We start from the raw sequence: 23,589 nt of genomic DNA, 5'->3' as shown, positions 1-23,589 counted from the left end.
AATGATTGATAAATGATAGCTAACTAATAAACCTACATAAATGCTTTTAAAAGTTCTTGAATTAACGGGATTACGCCACCTACAAATTTCAAAACTGCCATTGCGATTTCCATATTATTTCCTCCTTTTTATTGCTACGAAAATGTGATTTATCTTTATGCCCTCATTATAGTGACCCCTTACATTTTTATCAATACACTCTGATATGCAATATTACATATAAAAAACCAAGCTGAATTCTTTTAAAAAGCTATACAGAGATATTTTTTTCGTTTGGTACATACTTGAAAAGGTGAAGCATTCTTTTGCATTTTATGAGTAATCACATAAAAAAAGCTGCTGTCTATAAAATATAGACAGCAACTTCAACTAGAGTGGCTTGCATAATCTACGCAAGCTACAGTATTTTTTACATTTTATAACTAATAAACTGCGATCGGCCCATAAGGACCATTAATAATCTCTATTTTTGTTTCAAAAATATCTGTCAAAAGTGTTGGGTCCATAACCTCTTCTACTGTTCCAAAAGCAGCAATTTGTCCATCTTTCATAGCACAAATTTTATCAGAGTATTTGGCTGCAAAATTTATGTCATGCATAACAGTCAGAATTGTTCTTCCAAATTCATTAGCCGCACGTCTCAAGTGCTCCATCATTTGAACAGAACGAGCAACATCCAGGTTGTTTAGAGGCTCGTCCAAAAGTACATATTCAGTCTCTTGGCACAATACCATCGCTACATATGCCCTTTGTCTTTGACCACCAGAAAGCTCATCTAAATATCTATTCTCTAAACTAGTTAAGTCTAAGAAATCGATATATTTAGAAATGATAACCTCATCTTCTTTAGTTAATCTTCCCTTTGAATAAGGAAAGCGCCCAAATCCAACTAGTTGTCTAATAGTAAGCCTCGTTACAAAATGATTTTCTTGTCGCAATATAGTCAAAACTTTTGCTAAGTCTTTTGATTTGGATTCAGAAACATCCATATTCGCTACCTGAATTTGACCTTCATCCATATCTAAAAGTCTGCCAATCATCAAAAGTGTCGTTGACTTTCCAGCGCCATTTGGTCCAATTAAAGAAGTAAAGCCTGCTTTTGGTATTTCAATATCCAAAGGTCCTATTTTTACCTTATCAGTATAGAACTTTTTAACATTATCAATTTTTATCATAAAGCCCTCTTCCTTAAAACTATAGTTAAGAATATGATTCCACCAAATAATTCAATAATAACTGAAACCACACCTTGAGCATGGAATACATGATACATTAAAAAGTATGCACTCGTCATTATTAAAAATCCTATTGCAAAAGCCATTGGAAAAATATATCTATGATCATAAGTTGACGCCGCCTGATAACTCAAAGTTGCTACTAAAAAGCCGTAGAAAGTAAGTGGCCCAATTAGAGCTGTTGAAATGGACATTAAAATAGCAACTAATACAAGCGTATAAATTACACTAGGTTGATATTTAACTCCAAAAGAAGTAGCAACATCCTTTCCTAGTGACAAAACATTCAAATTCTTAGAATGAGCAAAAATTAATACTGCTACAATTATGACCATAGGAATTACAACGGGAAAATAAGCAGGATCTGCATGATTAACAGAACCAAATAATCTCGCTTGTAAAATATCAAATTCTGAAGGCGCAAGTAGTTTTCTCATGAAGGTTGACACAGAATTTAACCCGGTACCAATAATAATTCCAACTAAAAGCATAAGTTGTAAATTCCCGTATTTACCGGAAAGTAACCATCCATAAAGTATCAAACTCATGAAGACCATAACAACGACTTGAAATAAAAATGATCCAATTCCATTAAAATTGAGCAATGCACTAGCACCAAAGAAGAATATTGTACTCGTTTGAATTGCTGAATAAAGTGATTCGAAACCTAAAAGTGAAGGAGTAATAATCTTATTATTCGTAATAGATTGGAAAGCAACTGTCGATAAGCTATGGCAAACTGCAGCAATAATCATCGCAACAATAGCTACTATTCTTCTCTTAACAACTGGAATAAAAGAAGGTGAATCTATCGGAACTGGGTTGTTATAAACTAAAAGTCCATATGAAGAAAGGAGACCTAAAGCAATCAATGTTATCAGTAAAATCCAATACCGTCTTGCTTCCTTCTTAGAACGAAAAGCACTAGCTGATCTACTTTCATTATGAAGGCTAGAATCGATTTCGACATTTTCTTTATTCTTATATTCTAATGTGATCATCGCAGCCTCCTTGGTTTTCTTTGTCTCAATAAAATAGTAATAAACACAACTGCTCCCACTGTTGCAAGTATTAGAGAAACAGGGACTTCAAAAGGCTTTATAATTGTTCGAGAAATGATGTCACAGGCAGTTATTGTCCCCATTCCAATCACACAAACCCAAGGTAAATTACTCCTAAGATCATCTCCTCTAAACATTGAAACAATATTTGGCACAATTAATCCCAAGAAAGGTAAGTGCCCAATAACAGCTGCAACAATTCCAACTGCAACAGAGATAAGAGCAGTCCCAAAAAGAACAATTCTATTGTAATTAACTCCAAGGCTTGTTGCGACATCTTCTCCTAGTCCAGCTAAAGTCAATCTATTAGCATACATAAAAATAAGAAAAGAAATGATAACAATCAGCCATAAATATTCATATCTTCCCACCTGAATGTTAGCAAATGAACCTACAAACCAAGTTTCAATACTTTGCGTCATTTGAAAAAGAAGTCCCATAAAAGTAGACACTGCAGAAATAACTGCTCCAAGCATCAATCCAATAATCGGGACAATTAAAGACGAACGAAGTTTAACTCTTCTTAAAAATAAAAAGAAAATCATAGTTCCTATAAAAGAAAAAATGATTGCACCAGTCATTCTTTGAACTAAAGTCGGGGCAGGAAATAATAAATACACAAAAAGCAGGCCTAAGCCTGACCATTCAATAGTCCCCGTTGTAGTAGGTTCAACAAAACGATTCTGTGTAATGAGTTGCATTACGAGTCCTCCCATCGCCATCGCAGCTCCAGTAAGCATTAATGCAACTGTTCTCGGAACACGAGTTATGAAAAACATCTCCATTCCGTCCTCTTGTCCACGTATATCATAAACTCCAGTAAACAGTGATATAATCCCTAAAATTATAACAATCATAATCGCTATTATAAAAGGTTTTGTCCATATTTTGTTGTGATTATAAAACTGGGGTTGAGAAATATTCTCAACCCTAGAAATCATATTTTTTGACACTGTTTCGTACTCCTTTACACTACTTAGCTAAAGTTTTTGCGATATTTCCAAATAACTCTATATAAGTCTGAATTGATTCATTTGTGTAAGTATCTTCTGGTGCATAAATAACTTGTTTTTTAGAAACAGCAGTTGTGTTTTGAAGAGCAGGTGATTTAGAAATAACATCCTTAGCAGGAGCTGAAGTAGCTGCATCAGATGTTGCAGCATCACGATCTAATACGAAAATCCAATCAGGATTTGTTTGTGCAATTGCTTCAACAGAAACGTCATCACCTTTATGACCTGCAGTAGAATTCGAAACTTCTAATGCTGGAGTCCAACCGAAAATTTCATACATTGGTCCCCAAACACGACCAGAATGTGGAGCAGCAAAACCAATATTCCCACCAGTAACGATAACACTCATAACTTTATCTTTTCCGTTATAAGCAGATTTTGCTTTTTCAATAGATTTATCAAAATCAGCTACTAATTGTTTAGCTTCTTTATCTTTATCAAAGATTTTTCCTAAAGTAAGTGTAGAGTCTTTAAGACCTTTTACTAAGTTTTCGCCAGGCTTAGTAGCCTTCTCAGAAACATCAACATTAAGGTCAATAACTGCTGCATTTGGCACTAATTTTTTGATTTCTTCGTAATGGTCAGCGAATCTTTGACCAACGATTACAAGTTCAGGGTTTGCCGCTGCAATAATTTCAAGATTTGGTTCGCGGTGATTCCCGATATTTTGAACTTTTTCATCCTTTTTATATGCTGAATCTGCAGGCATGATATCCTTTGGAGCAGCCGCTAATTTAATTCCCCAATCAGATAAAGTTTCAAAAGTTCTATTATCTAAAGCAACTACATTCTTTGGATTTACAGGGACTTTAACAGTTCCATGAGCATCAGTGATTTCAACCGTTTTTGGCTTATCACTACTATCACCTTTATTAGCCTTCGAAGTTTCCTTACTTGAATCCGAGCAAGCTACTAACATTAAAGTGAAGATTGCTAGAATACTCACTAATTTTAAAAGCATAGATTTTTTCATACGTATACTCCTTATAATGTAATTTAGTTCGAAAATGATAAAGTCCATAGATTGAATTAGATAGTAACTTTTATGCACCCAAATCGCTATTGATAATCATTTTCATTTGAACATCCTGTTAATTAGTATAGTCATTAGTTCTGTGAAAATCTTGTGAATGGTGTGAGTTAATAAAATTAAATATAAATTGGATACGGTCTCAACTAATGCGCGCTAGAGTCGTCCCCTCCACACTAACCAATAGATAAGCACCTTATAAAGTGAAACTTTATAATCAGTGGTTTTTGTTCATCCCCCACTGATTATTAGCCTTCACCAATCGGGCTTTACGGACAGCACGCCCCCCACCTAACTTCTTTGCTTTCGCTGAATTTTGAGGTTGGGGTCTTACTACCCGGCAAATAGCGGGATAAACCATGATTTCTCCTACAAAGCACGCCCATTAATAGCTAATATTTTCATAATTCATTGCCTGATAGAAACATTCTTTTTATAGTTTCCGTCTTTTAATATTTCTCAGAAACTATTTGATTATCAAATTTAATACAAAAAAACGAGTAAAACTGAATGAAACAGTTTTACTCGTTTTTTCTATTATAACAAACTGCACTTTACCTATTATCTTATTTTTATCAATCAACCATTGAATAGCCTCTGCCATGTATCGTTTGAATATATCTGTCTTTCTTCTCACACTTTAATTTTTTTCTTACATACCCAATATATAAGTCTACTACATTGGGATTTACTACTACGTTATATCCCCAAACCTGATTCAAAAGCATTTCACGGCTCAATATTGTGTTTTTATTCTTGATTAAAAATACAAGTAAATCGTACTCGCGCTTCGTAAGTGAGAGATTTTCACTACCTTTTTTCACAATATTGCTAGATGCATCAACAAAGAGATCTTTAAACTGAAAAAAGTTTATCTCATTTTGCTGGATACAGTCAGTTCTTCTTAAAATCGCTTGAACCCTTGCTACTAATTCTTCTTTCACAAATGGTTTTCTTATATAATCATCTGCTCCTGCTTGTAACCCTGCTATACAATCCTTGCTAGAAATATTGTCGGTCACAATAATGATCGGTGTCGTTTTAACAAGTCGTATTTGTCTACAAATTTCTGGTCCGGATATACTTAATGAATCCCAATCCAATATGATAATATCCCAATCTTGTTCATATATTATATTTAAACCCTGGTTTTCATTGTGAAGTTTTAAAATGAAAGAGCCTTCTTGCGTTAGACCGCTTACGATTTTCTTCGCTAAAGACCGTTCATTCTTAATTACTAACACCTGCTTCACCGATGGTTCACCTCTACTTCAATATAACTTAGTTAGATAAAAACATAATTTAAGATTTATAAATGTTAAATCCCTAAAAAAAGCCATTATAACAGCTTATTAGGAGAACTCTATATAATCTTACAATAAATATGGATAGAAACACAAAGGATATGAAGATTTAAATACATATTATTTAATCATTAAGAGTAGCTATTATATAGTAACTGCAATTTGTTCCATCATTGATATTTATTATTTTATTTGGAATATAATAAAAGCATAGTCTACAGAAAAATTTCAACATATTAAAAGCCAATTTTCTATTAAGAAAGTTGGCTTTTTGATTAGTTAGATTCTTATGCAACATGAGCGAAATTATAAATTGTTCCGTAAATTGTAGTACAACTAAAAAGCCCTGTAGGTGGATAAGCTTTGCTAAAAAATCTTTTTAAATTTGCAAAAAGACGAAAACCATTTAGATCTCCGTCTTCACAATATTCTCACCTTACAGTTGATGATTTACAAAAGCCAAAATCATGCCAGCACAAAATGAAATAAATCCAATTAGGACTAAAGGAAGAGTGAAGCCCCCCCAAGCAGGTTTATTAACAAACGCCCTTATTCTAAAATTAATTCTTGCTAAAGACATGATAACGATACCTGCTATTGATAAAATTGTAGTTAGATAAGTCATTTATAACGATACTCCTCTTTTATATTGATTTCGTATTTCCGGAAATTATCTGTGCAGGTGTTACAGCCTCAATTCGCTCCTAATAAAAAAGGACAAACCAGACGGTTCGATCCTTTTGTTTTTATAACACACTCTCTTATTTTCTAAAATGTCTTAACCTCTTTGCTCTAACACAGCTACTAGTTAATTTGTCCTAACTCATTATGAGGCACCGTTCAATTTGTCTACGATACCTTTATCTATTTTTGCTTGATCTACTTTAGCTATTTTAGAAACAATCCCACGACGATCTTCCCAATCAATCAAATAATATTGATTTTTTTCCAATTTATCTTGTACGGAAATTTGCAGTTTTCTTTCTTCCCCTTTTTTATCGTACACCTTCTCATCGTAAACATGATACGTAAGAACTTCTCCATTACTCAATTTTTCGTTTTCTACTTTAGAATCCGTCATTACTTTTACATAATATTGTTTAGTTGAATAGTATCCATTCCCTGACTTCAGGTAGTAGAAAGCCCCTCCTACTATAGCTAATAATACAAAAATTCTCATGATCCATTTCATACGATAATACCTAACCTTTCTGCTCTACTTGTAAGATTTATATTCATTAACATATAAATCTTCCTTACCTTAAGTATGCTTTATCTAAAAAAAAGGGACAATGCAGTTTCCTTACACCCACATTACACTTTTGTAATCCTATCATTCTGGCTTACAACATTATTAGCATTTTATAAAAGAAGCATAATTTTGCCGCAAACAAAAAGACCCTTTGCTCATACTAAATAAAAGAAAGCATAACAAGAGCACTTACCCATAGAATAAGTGCTCTTGTTATACTTTCGCGATCGTATGATATTGATTGCCTTTAGGAAAGTGTAGTGTCACTTTTGTATATTCGTTCTCTTTCGATTCAATAGAAATATCATGCCCTAATTTATGAGACAATCGTTTCGCTAAATATAATCCTAATCCCGTTGATTTCGTATGAACTCGTCCATTCACTCCTGTAAATCCACGTTCAAATACTCGTCCAGCGTCTTCAAGCTTAATACCAATTCCATTATCTTGAATAATGAGACGCTTTTCATTTTCGCTTTCCTCTCCAATAAACTTAATTTCTCCATGCGAATCAGTATACTTCAATGCATTTGCCACAATCTGATCGACAATAAAAGATAGCCATTTTGTATCACTCTCTACTAAAAGTTGTAAGTTTGTGCGTTTAAATTGAATGCGTTTTGAAATAAATGACTTAGCATATTTTTTCATACTAGCTCCCGTAATCGCCTCTAGAGAAACTTCTTGAATAAAATAATCTTTTGAGAAGGAATCAAGCCGTGAATAATATAAAGCTTGTTCAACGAAGTGATCTATTTTCCCTAACTCATCCTCTAATTTATCAATTAAAATAGGAGTTCGTCGTGAGCTATTAGCGAGATCTATCTATAAGGAGTTATTGTTAGTATTCTTATTCCCAGCTACTATTGGCATCTCCCATGTAATTGTTGGTATGAATATGTTCTCCTTCATTATGGTTGACCCATACTTCCGTATTTGGGTTCCACTGGCGATTTTTGCGGTAATCTACACTGTTTATTACTTAATTACAGTTCAGTTGTATAAAAGTATTGTGCTTCCGAAAGAAAGATAATACAAAAAGCTGGTGACATGCTGTCATCAGCTTTTTTATACCCTTATTAATCATTTATCCACTATACTAATATATGAACTAAATTCTATTTTTAAATTTCAACAACTGATCTGAATAGACGAAAGGAGTTATTTTATTGCAACATGTGAAACAACTACTAAGAAATTCTCTACACTTTTTCTTTAGTAAACGGATTAGAAAATTTTCCGCCTATAACTTAAGCAAAAAAACAAATGCATTTATTTGTATTGCTATTTATATGTATATAGGGACCAAAATCATTTCTATTCTCTTTAACCCCAAGGAGTTTTATGGGCTATGGTTCGTTAATATGAGTTGGCTTATGGTCATGTTACTTTATCTATATTTCGCTAAAAATATTTACTTCGAAATGAAACAAGAACATCAAAAGGTGAAAGAATTGACCTTCTTTTCTCTCTTTGATTCCCATAAAGAATTACCTTATCGAAGGTACATTTACAAGTGCTATACAAAAATATTGTATAGCTTGCTCATCTCTGCATCGAGCTTCAATAGCTTATTACAAATTAATGCATCCATCTCATCTTCTTTTTCAGACCTAATCTCTAATGTGATGCAAATGATTTTACTTTTAAGTGCGGTAACAGTGACTAGCCTTTATCTTGCACTACAATGGACAAATATATTAATGACCATATTATTAATACTCTCTTCAGTTATCACTGGAACGATAATAAGTACTAGTTTATTATCAACGATAGGTAGTTTAACTCATTTTGACCTTTTAAATAACTTCTCCATCATCTTAACAATTTTCATCGGAATTATCGTCCAAATGGGAATTGTATGGATACGTCCTCCTTATCAACTAAGTCGTACAGAAAATGCTTTTTTCATATCCAATTCAATGATTGCAACAACGCTATTATTGCTCGTTATTTTTATTCAGGATGTTTCTGTACTACTTGGCGAGGAAATGAATTTTAATATGAGTGATTTTAAAACGAATTTAGAAAAGAAAGCTCAATTAGCTTTATTACCTTATACAATTGGCGCAACCATTAATTTTATGTATATAAAGTTAAAATCTAATCGTATCGCCCAAAAAGCAGAAATGAATATGTTAGAGGTTATTTATTTGTTAGAAGAAAATGACATCGATCGTCTTTCTCCTACACAAAAACAAACAATAGTTACTAAAATCAAGAAATGTGTCTATTACGGTGGAACATCATTCCGCTTACTTCTCCTTACAAATCCAGAAACGAAACAATTCATTAAAAAAATGAAGTTAGATGAGAGAACTTCCTAAAATCATCTACTTCAGACTTCGGCTATTCTTTCAATAGAATAGCCTTTTTTCATACTTCTGTAAGATTCCTTACAATACTGTAAGCCAATCGTTAGTTACTTCGATGTTTCCAATCTTACATTTTATATAAACTAAAAGTAGATAATCAATCAACAATAAAGACACTTTTAAAGGAGCGAATTCTCATGAAAGAAAACCAAGACTTATTATTCAGCTACATCGCTACCGTTTCTTGCTTAGGCGGTTTCATTTTACTATCTGGCGTTGCCGCTATTATTAAAATCACTCAACAACTTTTCATGTAATATACAAATTCATTGCAATCATACATTATTAAATCACTTAAAGGAGCGAATTCTTATGAAAGAAAACCAAGACTTATTATTCAGCTACATCGCTACTGTTTCTTGCTTAGGCGGTTTCATTTTACTATCTGGTGTTGCTGCTGTTATTAAAATCACTCAACAACTTTTTATGTAATATATCTTCTTTACTACTTTAAATTTAAGATCATTCAAGATGACTAAAAATCACTTTTTATATAGATAGATTTCAAAATAATGGTTCCTTACAAAAATGTAAGTTTCCAGTTAGATACATCGATATTTGCACATATGCATTCCTTGTAAACTAATAATTAGTTAGTCCAGTTTAAACATACAAATAACTTTTAGAGGAGTTTTTATATGAAAAAAATACTTGCTTCATGCGCAACTTTCGCCCTATTCGCTAGCTTTGCGGTGGGATGTGATATATCTTCTCCAAGTAAAATTGGTACAGAAGAATACTACGTTCAAATCCAAGGTGAAGGTGAAATTAAAGATAATAAACGTGTCTATACTTTACCTACTTACGGTGAAGATGGAGGCGAAAAAAAAGTTACTTTCGCTAGTCAAAAACCAAGTAATGAAAAAATGAAAGAAAATGCATTTTTACGCCTTTACATTAAACAAGAGGACAAAAAGAAAACAGATATACCAGACACAGAAGTTAAATCTTATGAAGAAGTACAAAAATCAGATTTACCTGCAAAAACAAAAGAAAAATTAGGGATAAAATAATAAATGATTATCAAAAACAAATAAAAGGAGTATCTCTTGTTAAGCAAGAGATACTCCTTTTATTTGTGGAAGCATAAGTTGGCCGTGTGTTAATTATTAACCCATAAGCTGACCGTGAATTTCACAAAACAGCAAATAAAAATACCTATTAGCAGCATAGGATATTCAAAATTACTAGCTTATTCATTAGAATCTTTATATGATACACCCATGACCTCTAACAAAGAAGAGGAAATTGATAAAGTCTTGCCGTGGTCAATGGATTTACCATCTAGTTGCAGAGTGCCGAAAAAAAGTGAAGTAAACAAAAAATAACTCTAAAATCAACTTTTATTGTATATTTTGGAGTTACTTTACGTTTACAATTACATGGTAGAGATGATTTCGTGCTTTTTCTTTTGATTTTCTACTTTGCCTTAATAAAAGATTTATTCCTGCTTTCCTACACATACTTAAAAGTAGGAGACTTCTTTCAAATTGTGTTAAAATTTTGTGAGATACTATTCGATATACATTAATAAAGGTGAGGGTACCCAGTGAACAATAACGACAATACATATTGCACTATGGTTATATTTGGAGCAACAGGAGATTTAGCGAAGAGAAAATTATTCCCTTCTATATATAGCCTATATAAAAAAGGACAGCTCTCTAAAAATTTTGCTGTTGTTGGTGTAGCAAGACGTGAATGGAGTGATGATGTATTTCGTAAAAATATACTATCCTCTATTCAAGAGTCAAAAATTGAACCAGGGAATGATTTAGATGAATTTTTAACTCATTTCCGCTACTTAGCGTTTGATGTTACGAATACTGCTTCATACCAAGATTTGAATGCATTAATTACTAACCTTGAAGAACAATTCACTATTCCAGGAAACAGAATGTTTTATATGGCGATGGCTCCTGAATTCTTTGGAACAATTGCTTCTTACTTGAAATCAGAAGGCGTGACAAACTCAAGCGGCTGGAATCGATTGATTATCGAAAAACCTTTTGGACATGACTTGCCATCCGCACAAAAATTAAATGAAGAACTTCGTCACGCATTTGCGGAAGATGAAATTTATCGCATTGACCATTATCTAGGAAAAGAAATGGTTCAAAACATTGGCGTTATTCGTTTTGCAAACGCAATATTTGAATCATTGTGGAATAATAGATACATCTCTAATATTCAAATTACATCCAGTGAATCTTTAGGCGTAGAGGATCGCGGAGGATACTATGACAATTCCGGTGCCTTAAGAGATATGATACAAAATCATATGTTACAAATGGTTGCTTTACTGGCAATGGAACCGCCAATTCGTTTAACAACAGAAGAAATCCGAAGCGAAAAAATTAAAGCATTACGTGCACTTCGACCAATAGCAGTAGACGAAGTGGATCAATACTTTGTGCGAAGTCAGTATGGTCCAGGAACAATCAACGGAAAAGAAGTTCCTGGGTACAGAAGCGAAAATAAAGTGGATCCAAACTCAAGAACGGAAACATTTGTGGCGGGTAAATTATTAATAGACAATTTCCGCTGGGCTGGTGTGCCGATCTACATTCGTACGGGTAAACGCATGCAAGAGAAATCAACAAAAATCGTTATTCAGTTTAAAGAATTGCCAATGAATTTATATTCTAAATTAGAAAACAGCGTTCATCCGAACCTGCTTATTATTCATATTCAGCCGGATGAAGGAATTTCTCTTGTTTTAAATGGTAAGAAAATCGGTACTTCTGAAAAGACGAAACCATTTAAACTTGATTACTGCAATGACTGCGTAGACGGAGTAAATACACCAGAAGCTTATGAGAAGCTGATATATGATGCAATTCAAGGCGATGCAACAAACTTTACTCACTGGGATGAAGTAGCATTATCATGGAAATTTGTTGATGTTATTTCTAAAGCATGGAAACAGGATGTATCAACCGATTTACTTACTTATGAATCAGGATCAATGGGACCTCAAGCTTCAGATGATTTGCTTGCAGAAAACAGCTTACATTGGTGGCCAATTTCCGATGATAGTGACTATTCAATCTAATCCTAGCAAAGGCAAAAAGAGAATTTTTATGAAAAAAGTATATGACATTACAGTACCTATTTACGAAGGAATGCCTGTATATAAAAATAAACCAGAAAAAACAGCCTCAACTTTCTAAAGTTACAAACGGTCATGTAACAGAATCCACATTAAAAATGGATGCTCATACAGGAACGCATATGATCAATGACGGAGACACGTTTGAAACACCTGATATCGAGAAATTGGTGGGCGAAACAAAGGTTTTTGACCTGACACATGTTGAAGGTGGTATTACTTCAATAAAATGAAACTGCCCGTTAATGCAGAATAAAAAAATGGACCAAGATTTCAATCTTGGTCCATTTTTTATTTTATATCCATTTCGTATGGAATGTACCTTCTTTATCTACTCGTTTATACGTATGTGCTCCAAAATAATCGCGCTGCGCTTGTAACAAGTTTGCAGGTAGTGTTGCAGTACGATAGCTGTCATAGTAAGAAATCGCTGCTGAAAATGCAGGTACCGGAATACCTTGTTGTACAGCCAATGAGATAATTTGACGTAATCCGCCTTGGTATGACTCCACAATTTCTTTAAAGTATGGGTCAAGTAAAAGATTCGGTAAGTCAGTGTTCTTCTCATAAGCTTCTTTAATGTTCTGTAAAAAGGCTGCACGAATAATACATCCGCCTCTCCAAAGCATAGAAATGCTGCCAAAATCAAGGTTCCAGTCATATTCCTCAGAAGCTGCCTTTAATTGCGTGAATCCTTGCGCATAAGAACAAACTTTACTCATATATAAAGCTTGGCGCACTGCTTCAATTAATTCTGCTTTTTCAATTCCAAGCGCTGGTTTATCTTTAGGGCCAGATAATAATTTGCTTGCATGCACACGCTCTTCTTTTAAAGCAGAAATACAACGTGCGAATACAGATTCTGTGATAATCGGAAGAGAAATACCTAAATCAAGTGCACTTTGGCTTATCCATTTCCCTGTGCCCTTTTGTCCCGCAGTATCAAGAATAACATCCACTAATGGCTTTCCAGTTTCTTCATCTTTCTTCGTGAAAATGTCTGCTGTAATCTCGATTAGATAACTGTTCAGTTCGCCCTTATTCCATTCAGCAAATATTTCATAAAACTCTTCTGCAGTCAAATCAAGTGTTTGTTTCAAGAAGAAATATGCTTCACAAATTAATTGCATATCTCCATACTCAATACCGTTGTGAACCATCTTTACATAGTGGCCCGCACCATTAGGTCCGATATAAGAACAGCAAGGCTCGTCATTCACTTTTGCAGAGATATTTTCAAGCATATCCTTCACTTTTTCGTATGCAGCCTTCTGTCCGCCCGGCATAATAGACGGTCCCTTCAATGCCCCCTCTTCTCCGCCTGACACACCTGCTCCAATGAAATTGATTCCATTTTCGGCAAGACGTTTGTTTCGGCGAATTGTATCGACAAAGTATGTATTACCGCCGTCAATTAAAATATCACCTTTATCGAGGTGAGGAAGCAGAGAATCAATCGCCTTATCTGTAATTTCCCCTGCATTAACCATTAATAAAATTTTTCTAGGTGATTCAAGTGAGTTAACAAACTCTTCAACCATGTGAGTACCAACCATGTTTTTACCACGGTTTTCCTCAATGATTTCATTTACTTTTTCCTTTGAAATATCATATAGGGCAACAGAATACCCTTTACTTTCAAAGTTAAGTGCGAGGCTTTTTCCCATAACGCCCACACCAACAACTCCAATTTTTTGCTTTGGCATATTTCATCGTTCCTTTCTATGCATGTTACTCTGTCTATATTATAGTATATATACCTAAAGTAACACTTTAATCAAATAATCCATCTTATTCATTTCAATATGCTCCGCCAAGATGCGTGTAAAAGATCATAGGAACACGGCACATCGCCATCAAGTTAAAAAATAAAGAGAAACTTCCATCCTTATCAATTAATCATGAAAAATCACATCATCCAACTTCCGTATCCCACTTATGATCTTGCTCTACAAACACAATGCCTAATTCATGATGTCCACCGCGCTGTTTGAGCAAGGTGAAGCTAACCTTTTGTATCAAGTACTTCTAACTTACACAATGCCCCTGTCGTCTTGGACTGCAGCGCATCATAAAACTCCTCTGTACTTTTAGGAATCACGCCGTTTATTTTCGTAATAACCTCTCCGGGCTTCAGATTAAATTCTGCACCGACTGTATTCGGGATCGTGCCTAACAACTACTAATCCATCATTGCGCGCTGTAAAATACGCTGGACGCGTTTCATCAGCAAATCGTTCCCTCATTGGCATACGACAACGATCCGGACATTGACCCGCCACATCTGTAAAAAATAGAATTTTTGTATCTTTTTACTTTCCCAAACCCGAAATATTCTATTTAAATTGTTTTTTAACAATATACATTTTAAATTCATCTCGGTAGAGTGTACTTAATTGGGACGGTAGACTATTTGCCAATTTCCCTAAGGAAAGAGTATCCCATATGACTTATCCCAAAAGTTTAATTGGAAAAATTTTCAGATGTGGCGGGTTATTTTTTGAATCGTTTCCGTCCCCCTTTTACTGTCTAGAAAGGTCTATACAAATAAGCTCAGTAATAAAGTAAATCCTAATCCGGCTACGGAAATGATAGTCTCAAGCAAGGTCCATGTTGCAAATGTTTCTTTCATGCTTAAACCAAAGTACTCTTTGAACATCCAGAAACCAGCATCGTTCACGTGTGAAGCAATTAAACTACCAGCTCCTGTTGCAAGGACAACTAAAGCAAGGTTAACGTCAGAGTGACCTAACATTGGGATCACTAAACCGACAGTTGTTAATGAAGCAACCGTAGCAGACCCTAATGAAATACGTAAGATGGCAGCGATAATCCATGCGAGCAAGATCGGTGATAATGAAGTTCCTTTGAATAATTCGGCTACATAGTTACCAACGCCGCCATCAATTAATACTTGTTTGAAGGCTCCGCCTCCGCCAATAATTAAGAGCATCATCCCAATATTTGAGATCGCTGTTGTACAAGATTCCATCACGTTCTTGATTGGAATATTTCTTGCCAATCCCATTGTATAGATCGCAACTAATAAGGATATTAACATGGCAGTATCCGCATTCCCAATAAACTGGATCGCTGCTAGTAAACTATTATCTTTAAATCCCATTGTTTTTTGCAGCAAAGTAATAATTGTAGCGATTGCCATTAAAATAACAGGCAGTAAAGCGGTAAAAACACTGATTCCAAAGCCAGGAGTTTCTTCAAGTTTAAATACTCTCTGCTCGCCTAAAGATTTGATATTACCAGTTTTTGTGAATGCTTCAGGTACTAGTTTTTTTGCAATTTTAGTAAATACAGGTCCCGCTAAAATAACTGTTGGAACCGCTATCATAAAACCATAAAGTAATACTTCACCGATGTTTGCATGCAACTCACCAGCGATAGCAGTTGGTCCTGGGTGTGGCGGTAAAAATCCGTGTGTTACAGATAAAGCTGCTGCCATCGGAATACCGAGATATAAGATAGAAACTTTTAATTCTCTTGAAATAGCAAATACAATCGGAATTAATAATACTAATCCTACTTCAAAAAATAATGCAATACCGATAATAAATGAGGCAGTCACAACAGCCCATTGAATGTTCTTTTCACCAAATTTGTTCACAAGGGTCATGGCAATGCGTTGTGCGCCCCCAGAATCTGAAAGCAACTTACCTAACATCGCACCAAGTCCAAAAACGAGTGCTAAATGACCAAGTGTTCCGCCTAATCCTGCTTCAATGGTTTTAACAATTTTTTCTGGCGGCATTCCAAGTGCTAAAGCAACGCCGAACGATACAATGATTAATGAAATAAAGGTATTTAATTTAAAGCGCATTATCAGTAAAAGTAATGCTAAAATCCCAATTGCTACAATGACTAATGGCATCGTAATTCCCCCATAATATTAGCTGTATTTGTGTTTATCCCCTATTTTTTTGGTAGTAACCCCCAACCTCAAAATTTAAAGAGAGATGAGGAGTGGGGGATCACTGATGAAAGTTTTACTTTATTAAATTTCTTTGATAATTAGCAATTCGTGTATAATCGTCTTCTAATACTCTTGATAGGTTGATAAATATCGGTAGTAATTGTCTATATTCTTTTGTTGCTTCTTCTTTCGGTGTGTGTTTGTAGGTGCTGCCAACCATTTCGGAAACGATTTCAAAAGAATCAATTTTTCCTGTAGCATAGAGACCTAATATACATGCACCTAGACAGGAGCTTTCGTAGCTTTTTGGAACAACGACTTCAGATGAGAAAATATCGGACATCATTTGTCGCCAAACGTCAGACCTTGCGAAGCCTCCTGTTGCTTGAATACGGGTCACAGGACCGTCCATGCATTCGATTAATGCTAAAAATACCGTGTATAAATTATAAATAACGCCTTCTAAAGCTGCACGAATCATATGTTCCTTCTTATGTGACATAGTTAAGCCGAAGAATGATCCACGTACATCTGGATTCCATAATGGCGCACGTTCACCTGCGAGGTATGGGTGGAATAATAATCCGTCTGCGCCAGGTCTCACTCGTTCAGCAATTTTGGTTAATACATCGTATGGATCAATTCCTAGTCTTTTCGCAGTTTCTACTTCTGATGAAGCAAGTTCATCGCGAATCCAGCGAAGGACCATCCCTCCATTGTTTACCGGTCCACCAATTACCCAATGTTTTTCCGTTAAGGCATAACAGAATATTCTTCCTTTTTCATCTGTTTGCGGCTTGTCAATGATGGTTCGAATGGCACCACTTGTCCCGATTGTGACTGCAATCTCACCTTTTCTAATTGCATTCACACCTAGATTAGAAAGCACTCCATCACTGGCACCAATGACAAACGGTGTTTGTGAATCGATACCAATCTTTTTAGCTAAATCCGGATTGCAGTTGCTAAATATTTTGGTGGTTGGTACGAGCTCAGATAATTGAGCAGGTGTTACACCAGCAATTTTTAAAGCTTCTTCATCCCAATCTAGTGTTTGTAGATTCATCATCCCCATGCATGAAGCGAGAGAATGATCCACAACATATTGATCAAAGAATTTTTTAAAGATATATTCTTTTATTCCGATATATTTTTTCGTTTTGACTGCGATTTCAGGGTGGTCATTCACAATCCAAGTAATTTTACTTAATGGTGACATGGGGTGAATGGGTGTTCCTGTTCGTCTATAAACTTCATGGCCCTTCAGTTCATCTTTGATTTTATGTGCCCAGGCCTCACTGCGATTATCTGCCCAGGTGATACAAGGTGTCAGCGGATGGTCATTTTCATCCATTGCAATGACACTGTGCATGGCGCTGCTAAATGAAATAAACGATGGTTTTTTATCTGAATGATGTCTCGTTATATTTGAAATCGCTCGCAAAACAGCTTGAAAAATCTCTTCTGGATCTTGTTCCGCTGTGGATATATCCGGTGTGCGAAGTGGGTAACCAATATTCTCTGTTTGGACGACTTCGCCTTTTTCAGTAAATAATACTGCTTTGGTACTTGTTGTACCGATATCTATACCTAGCATATAGCTACTCATGTTCTTGCTCTACTCCTTTAGATAACATTTGCTGTGACATCCAGAGGTCTTCAACTTTCCCTTGAACATCATCAAAGTTTTGATGTAAGACCTCAATCATGAGGGCTCGATCTTTTGATTCAATCGCTTTTATATAAAGCTCATGATTTTTGATAATCCGTTCAAAGTCTTCGTATTTTTCCTTGAAACGGGTACGCATTGATAAAAGGACTAAGCTTTCCATAACAGGCTTTAAATTATTCCACATCATCAGGATATGGGAATGATGAATAGTGCGAATAATCGTTTCATGGAATAAGACATCTTGATAAGAAAACTCATCAGCATCATGATATTTAATGGCGATTTTCATCATTTCTATAATTTTATTCAGTTCCTTTACTAACTCGTTTGTGTCCATTTTTACAAGCCGTTCAAAGATAAACGTTTCTATGAGTAAACGAACATCGTATATTTCTTCAATTTCTTTTTCGGTTAAACCAATGACAACTGCGCCCATTCTTTCTAAGCGAATGATATTTTCTGAGGCCAGTACTTTTAATGCTTCACGAACAGGTGACCGACTTACAGAAAAATCGGCGGCTAATTTATTTTCTGATAGAATGGTACCGTTTTCAATTTTACCTGCAATAATACGCATTCTAAGTTCGCTCGCAACACGATCACCAGTAGAAGCTTTTGAAAGCCATTTTTCAGGATAAAGAAATTCCATTGATTCCGTCATAACGTCACCTTCTCATGTTAATCAAGTATACTTGTATACAAGTATTATAACTCAGATTTTTAATTATGCAAGCGCTTTACTTTTTGTGTCGATTTTTTAGGAGGACAGCCGAGATATTGGAATTATCTTGAATTTTCAAATCAAGAAGCATAAGTTGGCCATAAACTAAAAGAAGCATAAGTTGGCCAAAACGGCCATCTTATGCTTCTTGTTATATACAAAATAAAAAAACCACCAAATATGTATTGGTGGAGACGGTGGGAGTCGAACCCACGTCCAAAAATATCGGCACTTAAGCTTCTACGAGTGTAGTCGATATATTAGTATTTCGCAAACTCTTCGGCCTATCGACAGGCTTCCAAGTTGCTAGTCTGATTGTTCTCTTCCTTCGCCCTCAGACGGCGAACTCCGGCGTAGTCCACTTAGTTTGAGTCCCTTACCCTACCACATGGACGATGGAGGGAGGAACCTTTAGTGCAATTAAGCAGCTAAAGAAAGATTGTTTTGTTTGCCAATTATAGGCTTTGACGTTTTAACGAGGCCGATCCCCTCGACTCGCAACCTAAGCTCGAACTATCCCTGTCGAATCCGTAACGTCCCCATGATAAAAATGGAGCATACGAAGAAAATATCGTGATAGCTACTAAGAGCTGTTTTTCAATGTGCAACAACCTTACATAAGTTATTATATCATACGCGCGCCGTTTTACAAATGTAAATATCTGTATTACATCTTTTGGCGATCACGGAACACGCGTGCAATCTCACGTTTAGCTTCTTTCTCTTTTAAATCGTGACGTTTATCATATTGCTTCTTACCTTTTGCTAAACCAAGTGCCATCTTTGCAAATCCATTTTTCAAATAGATTCTAAGTGGAACTAATGCGTAACCTGTTTCTTTTGCAGCTCCCGCTAGTTTATCAATTTCTTTTTTATGCAGAAGTAATTTTCTCGTACGAAGTGGATCATGGTTGAAACGATTCCCTTGTTCGTACGTATTAATGTGCATATTATGAACCCATACTTCACCATTATGTACACGTGCAAACGCATCTTTCAAGTTTACGCGACCAGCGCGAATCGACTTAATTTCCGTTCCTTGAAGGACAAGCCCTGCTTCGTATGTTTCTTCGATGAAATAATCATGAAATGCTTTTTTATTTTGTGCAATAACCTTACCTGTACCTTTTGGCATATAACGTCCCTCCTCTATTTTTACTATTGTAACAAATGTAAACAAAAAGCGAAAGTGGCTCGCTCAGAATGTGAGGTGGATGGAGCTTCTGACCTTGAGGCGCTCTTTGCCTCTAGGGAAGAAGCGAAGCCGCCGAACATTCTAGCCACTGTAGCTGGATTACAATAAAAAAGAAAAAGCCCCGCTTTTCATCAAAGCGAAGCCATCCTTTTCTTACTTACGCTTTTTCTTTTTCTTCTTGAATCCTGGTACATTTTCAAAGAATCCTTTTTTCTTCTTACCATTCCCATCTTTTTTCCCTGACTGGCTAGCAGATGTGGATGTGGAAGCGGATGCGGATGCTTTTCCTTTACCGCCACGGTCAAACTTTCTTCCTGCGCCGCGTTCGCCACCGCGCTCATTACTACGCTCGCTACGTCCACCGCGTTTCTTTCTGCCTGTTCTTGGCTGTTCGATAACGACTGGACGATCTTTGAACTTACGACGAGGTGTTCCTTTCATGCCAACGATTTCAAAGTCGATTGCACGCTCGTCTTTGTTTACATTAATAACGCGAATTGTAATTTCGTCACCGATGCGGAACACGTTACCTGTACGTTCTCCAATCATTGCGAAATGTTTTTCGTCATAACGGTAGTAATCATCTGTTAGGTAGCTAACGTGTACAAGACCTTCGATTGTATTTGGAAGCTCTACGAATAAACCGAAGTTTGTTACAGAGCTAATCATACCGTCATACTCTTCGCCAATCTTATCAACCATATACTCTGCTTTTTTCATTTCATCTGTTTCACGCTCTGCTTCAACAGCACGGCGTTCCATATTAGAAGAGTGCTCTGCAATCTCAGGTAAGTTTTCACGCCATTTCGCTTGCGTTTCGTTGTCGACTTTACCGTTGATGATATATTCACGAATTAATCGATGAACAATCGTATCTGGATAACGACGAATTGGTGATGTGAAATGCGTGTAGAACTCCGTTGATAAACCGAAATGTCCTAAGCTGTCCGAATCATAACGTGCTTGCTTCATAGAACGAAGCATAACTGTTGAAATAACTACTTCTTCAGGCTGACCTTGAACCATTTCAAGAATTTGCTGCAACGCACGAGGATGTATTTCATTCGCACGTCCTTTTACTGCATATCCGAAGTTTGTTACAAACTCAAAGAAACGCTCAAGCTTATCTTCTTTCGGATCTTCATGGACACGGTACATAAACGGTACGTTCATCCAGTGGAAGTGCTCTGCTACTGTTTCATTCGCAACAAGCATAAATTCTTCAATTAACTTCTCTGATACAGAACGATCACGCATTACAACATCAGTCGGTTTTCCTTCTTCATCTACTAATACTTTCGCTTCTTTAAAGTCAAAGTCAATTGCACCACGGCGCATACGTTTTTCACGTAAAATTTGAGCTAATTGGCCCATCTCTTTAAACATCGGTACTAACGGCTCATAGCGTTTGATTAACTCTTCGTCCTCATCTTCTAAAATGCTTCTTACGTCAGCATACGTCATACGCTCTGTCGTTTTAATAACACTTTGGAAAATCTCGTGCTTTACAACATCACCTAGATTGTTGATTTCCATTTCACAAGATAGTGTCAGACGGTCTACTTTTGGATTTAACGAACAAATACCGTTTGATAAACGATGCGGAATCATCGGAATTACACGGTCTACAAGATATACACTCGTCGCTCTCTCTGCTGCTTCAACATCAATTGGAGAACCTTCTTGAACGTAATGACTTACATCCGCAATATGAACACCAAGCTTGTAGTTACCGTTCTCAAGCTTCGTTACTGTAACAGCGTCATCTAAGTCTTTTGCATCTGCGCCGTCAATTGTAACAATCATTTGATCACGTAAATCACGGCGATCTTTTAAATCGCCTTCTGAAATCGTTTCTGGTACACTGTTTGCATGTTCCATAACTTCTTCAGGGAACGCCAACGGTAAATGATGTTTATGAATAACAGATAAAATATCTACCCCTGGATCATTTTTATGACCTAGAATTTGAATAACTTCACCTTCTGCACTTAAACGGTTCTCTGGATAGCTCGTAATTTTCACAACTACTTTATGACCTTCCACAGCGCCCATAGATGCACTTTTCAAGATGAAAATGTCACTCGTCCATCGCTTATTGTCAGGTATGACAAATCCAAAGTTTTTCGACTCTGTATATGTACCAACTAGTTCCTTCGTTCCACGCTCTAAAATACGTACAATTGAACCTTCTTGGCGTGATCCACTTGATTGTGAGCTAACACGTGCTAATACTGTATCGCCATGAAGTGCACCGTTCAACTCTGTAGGCGGGATGAAAAGATCATCGTCTCCCGTTTTCTTCTCATCTGGTACAACGAATGCAAAGCCACGTGCGTGTCCAATTAATTTACCGCGTACTAAGCTCATTTTTTCTGGAAGACCGTAGCGATTACTACGTGTGCGGATAACAAGTCCCTTCTCTTCCATCATTACAAGTGCCTTTACAAAATCTTTAAAGCCTTCAGAACCTTCAATTCCAAATGCCGCTTCTAACTCTTGTATTGTTAACGGTTTATACGCTTCTTCTCTCATAAATAATAACAACTTATCAATATGTTCTTGTATGATTTCTTCCAAGCAGAAATACCTCCTTTAAACCCTTATATTATTTAGTGTATCCGAAAGATGGGGGATGTATAAAGCGAAACTTTAATCATCTCCCAATGATTTTTTACAGTTTTCATAAAATGAAACTTTAATCAGTAGAGGGTTATCCATCTTCACTGATTATTAGCCCACAACCACCGGGATAAAAAATTCCCTTATGAAAAAAAGAGGCAACTAGACCTTACCAATCTAGTTGCTCCAAGAAGTTATATACATCCTCATGTAGCTCTTCACGCTGTTTATCAAGTGTGATGACATGCGTAGAGTCTTCATACCATTTAATGTCTTTTAACGTAGATTCTACACCGTTATAAATAATGTTAGCACTATCTGTATTAATCATTTCATCATGGCGTGCTTGTACAACGAATGTTGGCGCATAAATCATATCCACATTATTGCGTACGTCACGAATTAACTCTTGTAATGCTTTTAATGTATTCATCGGTGTCTGTTTAAATTCAAACATTTCCTTTTCAATTTGCTCTGGTGATTTTTGTTCACGTTTTTTATATTCGCGTGCATATGCCAATATACCTTGGTACATAATTTCTTCACTTTTAATGTACATCGGTGCACACATTGGTACAACACCTAAAATCGGTAATGTATAAGCAAGTTTTAATGAGAATACTCCGCCTAATGATAATCCAACCGCAGCTATTTTCTCGTAACCTTGATCTTTTAAATGCTGATAGGCATTCATTACATCTTTCCACCAGTCTTCAGGACCTGTATGAACAAGCTGCTCTGGTGGTACGCCGTGTCCCTTATAAATTGGCGCATGACAAGTATAGCCTTTCTTCTCTAAGAAACGCCCTAGCATGCGTACATCAGCTGAGTTCCCTGTGAATCCATGTAATAATAAAACAGCGCGGTCTCCACCTTCAAATGTAAATGGTTTTGGAGATGCTAATTTCATCATGTACTTCTCCTCTTTCTCTTCTGTAATCTAGTCGTATTCTTTCTATATCTAGTGTACCATATTTATATTTCTATAATCTAATTAGAAACATCTTTCAAATGGCAAAACAAAAAAAGAAGAACCATTAGTACATCTTACTAACGCTTCTTCTTTCAA

General features: G+C 35.9%; 17 protein-coding genes, 1 other RNA gene and 4 pseudogenes. 6 read left to right on the top strand and 16 right to left on the bottom strand.

The annotated features are described in order from the left end of the window. Positions 1 to 422: 422 nt before the first annotated feature. From BAQ49_RS28695 to BAQ49_RS28675, 5 genes are all read right to left on the bottom strand, one after another. Positions 423 to 1,175 (bottom strand): iron ABC transporter ATP-binding protein, encoded by a 753-nt coding sequence (locus BAQ49_RS28695; protein ID WP_071748059.1) that lies wholly within the window; start codon positions 1,173 to 1,175, stop codon positions 423 to 425. After that, positions 1,172 to 2,236, bottom strand: coding sequence for an iron chelate uptake ABC transporter family permease subunit (locus BAQ49_RS28690; RefSeq protein WP_071748058.1), 1,065 nt, complete (start codon positions 2,234 to 2,236; stop codon positions 1,172 to 1,174). Before BAQ49_RS28690 ends, BAQ49_RS28695 begins: the two co-directional genes overlap by 4 nt. Next, positions 2,233 to 3,249: an ABC transporter permease gene (locus BAQ49_RS28685; protein WP_071748057.1), complete on the bottom strand. Its 1,017-nt coding sequence runs from the start codon at positions 3,247 to 3,249 to the stop codon at positions 2,233 to 2,235. Before BAQ49_RS28685 ends, BAQ49_RS28690 begins: the two co-directional genes overlap by 4 nt. A gap of 19 nt (positions 3,250 to 3,268) precedes the next feature. Continuing rightward, positions 3,269 to 4,282, bottom strand: a complete 1,014-nt coding sequence (locus BAQ49_RS28680; RefSeq protein WP_071748056.1) for a siderophore ABC transporter substrate-binding protein — start codon at positions 4,280 to 4,282, stop codon at positions 3,269 to 3,271. Between the two features lie 632 nt (positions 4,283 to 4,914). Continuing rightward, on the bottom strand, positions 4,915 to 5,592 hold the full coding sequence (locus BAQ49_RS28675) for a response regulator transcription factor (RefSeq protein ID WP_071748055.1): 678 nt from the start codon (positions 5,590 to 5,592) through the stop codon (positions 4,915 to 4,917). A gap of 518 nt (positions 5,593 to 6,110) precedes the next feature. On the opposite strand from BAQ49_RS28675, the gene BAQ49_RS33190 reads away from it, so the two are divergent. After that, positions 6,111 to 6,263 carry a hypothetical protein gene (locus BAQ49_RS33190; RefSeq protein WP_165616087.1) on the top strand — a complete coding sequence of 51 codons (153 nt, stop codon included), beginning with the start codon at positions 6,111 to 6,113 and terminating at the stop codon, positions 6,261 to 6,263. A gap of 206 nt (positions 6,264 to 6,469) precedes the next feature. On the opposite strand, the gene BAQ49_RS28665 is transcribed toward BAQ49_RS33190, so the two are convergent. Together BAQ49_RS28665 and BAQ49_RS28660 are read right to left on the bottom strand one after the other, a co-directional pair. Then, complete coding sequence (locus BAQ49_RS28665) at positions 6,470 to 6,835, bottom strand: YxeA family protein (RefSeq protein ID WP_071748053.1); 366 nt, start codon at positions 6,833 to 6,835, stop codon at positions 6,470 to 6,472. Positions 6,836 to 7,108: 273 nt separating this feature from the next. After that, positions 7,109 to 7,690, bottom strand: a pseudogene (locus BAQ49_RS28660) (ATP-binding protein); the annotation flags it as partial. On the opposite strand from BAQ49_RS28660, the pseudogene BAQ49_RS28655 reads away from it, so the two are divergent. The 5 genes and pseudogenes from BAQ49_RS28655 to BAQ49_RS28630 form a co-directional block, all read left to right on the top strand. Further along, a pseudogene (locus tag BAQ49_RS28655) lies at positions 7,683 to 7,928 on the top strand (ABC transporter permease); the annotation flags it as partial. The pseudogenes BAQ49_RS28660 and BAQ49_RS28655 overlap by 8 nt on opposite strands. Before the next feature lie 136 nt (positions 7,929 to 8,064). Further along, positions 8,065 to 9,222, top strand: coding sequence for a hypothetical protein (locus BAQ49_RS28650; protein ID WP_071748052.1), 1,158 nt, complete (start codon positions 8,065 to 8,067; stop codon positions 9,220 to 9,222). A gap of 686 nt (positions 9,223 to 9,908) precedes the next feature. Continuing rightward, on the top strand, positions 9,909 to 10,283 hold the full coding sequence (locus BAQ49_RS28645; protein ID WP_071748051.1) for a YxeA family protein: 375 nt from the start codon (positions 9,909 to 9,911) through the stop codon (positions 10,281 to 10,283). A 566-nt stretch (positions 10,284 to 10,849) separates the two neighbouring features. Beyond that, entirely contained in the window at positions 10,850 to 12,325 is a 1,476-nt protein-coding gene (zwf, locus tag BAQ49_RS28635) for a glucose-6-phosphate dehydrogenase (protein ID WP_116733517.1), read from the top strand. 28 nt (positions 12,326 to 12,353) lie between these two features. Then, a pseudogene (locus tag BAQ49_RS28630) lies at positions 12,354 to 12,603 on the top strand (cyclase family protein); the annotation flags it as partial. A 75-nt stretch (positions 12,604 to 12,678) separates the two neighbouring features. Here BAQ49_RS28630 and gndA read toward each other — a convergent pair. From gndA to BAQ49_RS28585, 9 genes and pseudogenes are all read right to left on the bottom strand, one after another. Then, positions 12,679 to 14,088, bottom strand: coding sequence for an NADP-dependent phosphogluconate dehydrogenase (gndA, locus tag BAQ49_RS28625; RefSeq protein WP_071748049.1), 1,410 nt, complete (start codon positions 14,086 to 14,088; stop codon positions 12,679 to 12,681). Between the two features lie 208 nt (positions 14,089 to 14,296). Next, positions 14,297 to 14,622: pseudogene (locus BAQ49_RS28620) on the bottom strand (PDZ domain-containing protein); the annotation flags it as partial. Between the two features lie 299 nt (positions 14,623 to 14,921). Further along, complete coding sequence (gntP, locus tag BAQ49_RS28615) at positions 14,922 to 16,268, bottom strand: gluconate permease GntP (protein WP_071748048.1); 1,347 nt, start codon at positions 16,266 to 16,268, stop codon at positions 14,922 to 14,924. Positions 16,269 to 16,383: 115 nt separating this feature from the next. After that, positions 16,384 to 17,919, bottom strand: a complete 1,536-nt coding sequence (gene gntK / locus BAQ49_RS28610; RefSeq protein ID WP_071748047.1) for a gluconokinase — start codon at positions 17,917 to 17,919, stop codon at positions 16,384 to 16,386. After that, a complete protein-coding gene (locus BAQ49_RS28605) occupies positions 17,912 to 18,643 on the bottom strand; it encodes a GntR family transcriptional regulator (protein ID WP_071748046.1) in 732 nt (243 codons plus the stop codon). The genes gntK and BAQ49_RS28605 overlap by 8 nt, the downstream gene beginning before the upstream one ends. Before the next feature lie 246 nt (positions 18,644 to 18,889). Next, positions 18,890 to 19,244: a transfer-messenger RNA gene (gene ssrA / locus BAQ49_RS28600) on the bottom strand. A 126-nt stretch (positions 19,245 to 19,370) separates the two neighbouring features. After that, entirely contained in the window at positions 19,371 to 19,838 is a 468-nt protein-coding gene (gene smpB, locus BAQ49_RS28595; RefSeq protein ID WP_001123920.1) for an SsrA-binding protein, read from the bottom strand. Positions 19,839 to 20,051: 213 nt separating this feature from the next. Next, a complete protein-coding gene (gene rnr, locus BAQ49_RS28590; RefSeq protein WP_071748045.1) occupies positions 20,052 to 22,478 on the bottom strand; it encodes a ribonuclease R in 2,427 nt (808 codons plus the stop codon). Positions 22,479 to 22,689: 211 nt separating this feature from the next. Further along, on the bottom strand, positions 22,690 to 23,430 hold the full coding sequence (locus BAQ49_RS28585) for an alpha/beta hydrolase (protein ID WP_165616086.1): 741 nt from the start codon (positions 23,428 to 23,430) through the stop codon (positions 22,690 to 22,692). Between the last annotated feature and the right edge of the window lie 159 nt (positions 23,431 to 23,589).

The organism is Bacillus proteolyticus (assembly GCF_001884065.1).
Lineage (GTDB): Bacteria > Bacillota > Bacilli > Bacillales > Bacillaceae_G > Bacillus_A > Bacillus_A proteolyticus.
Note: the sequence above shows the minus strand (reverse complement) of the source record. Positions and strands in the feature narration are given on the sequence as shown.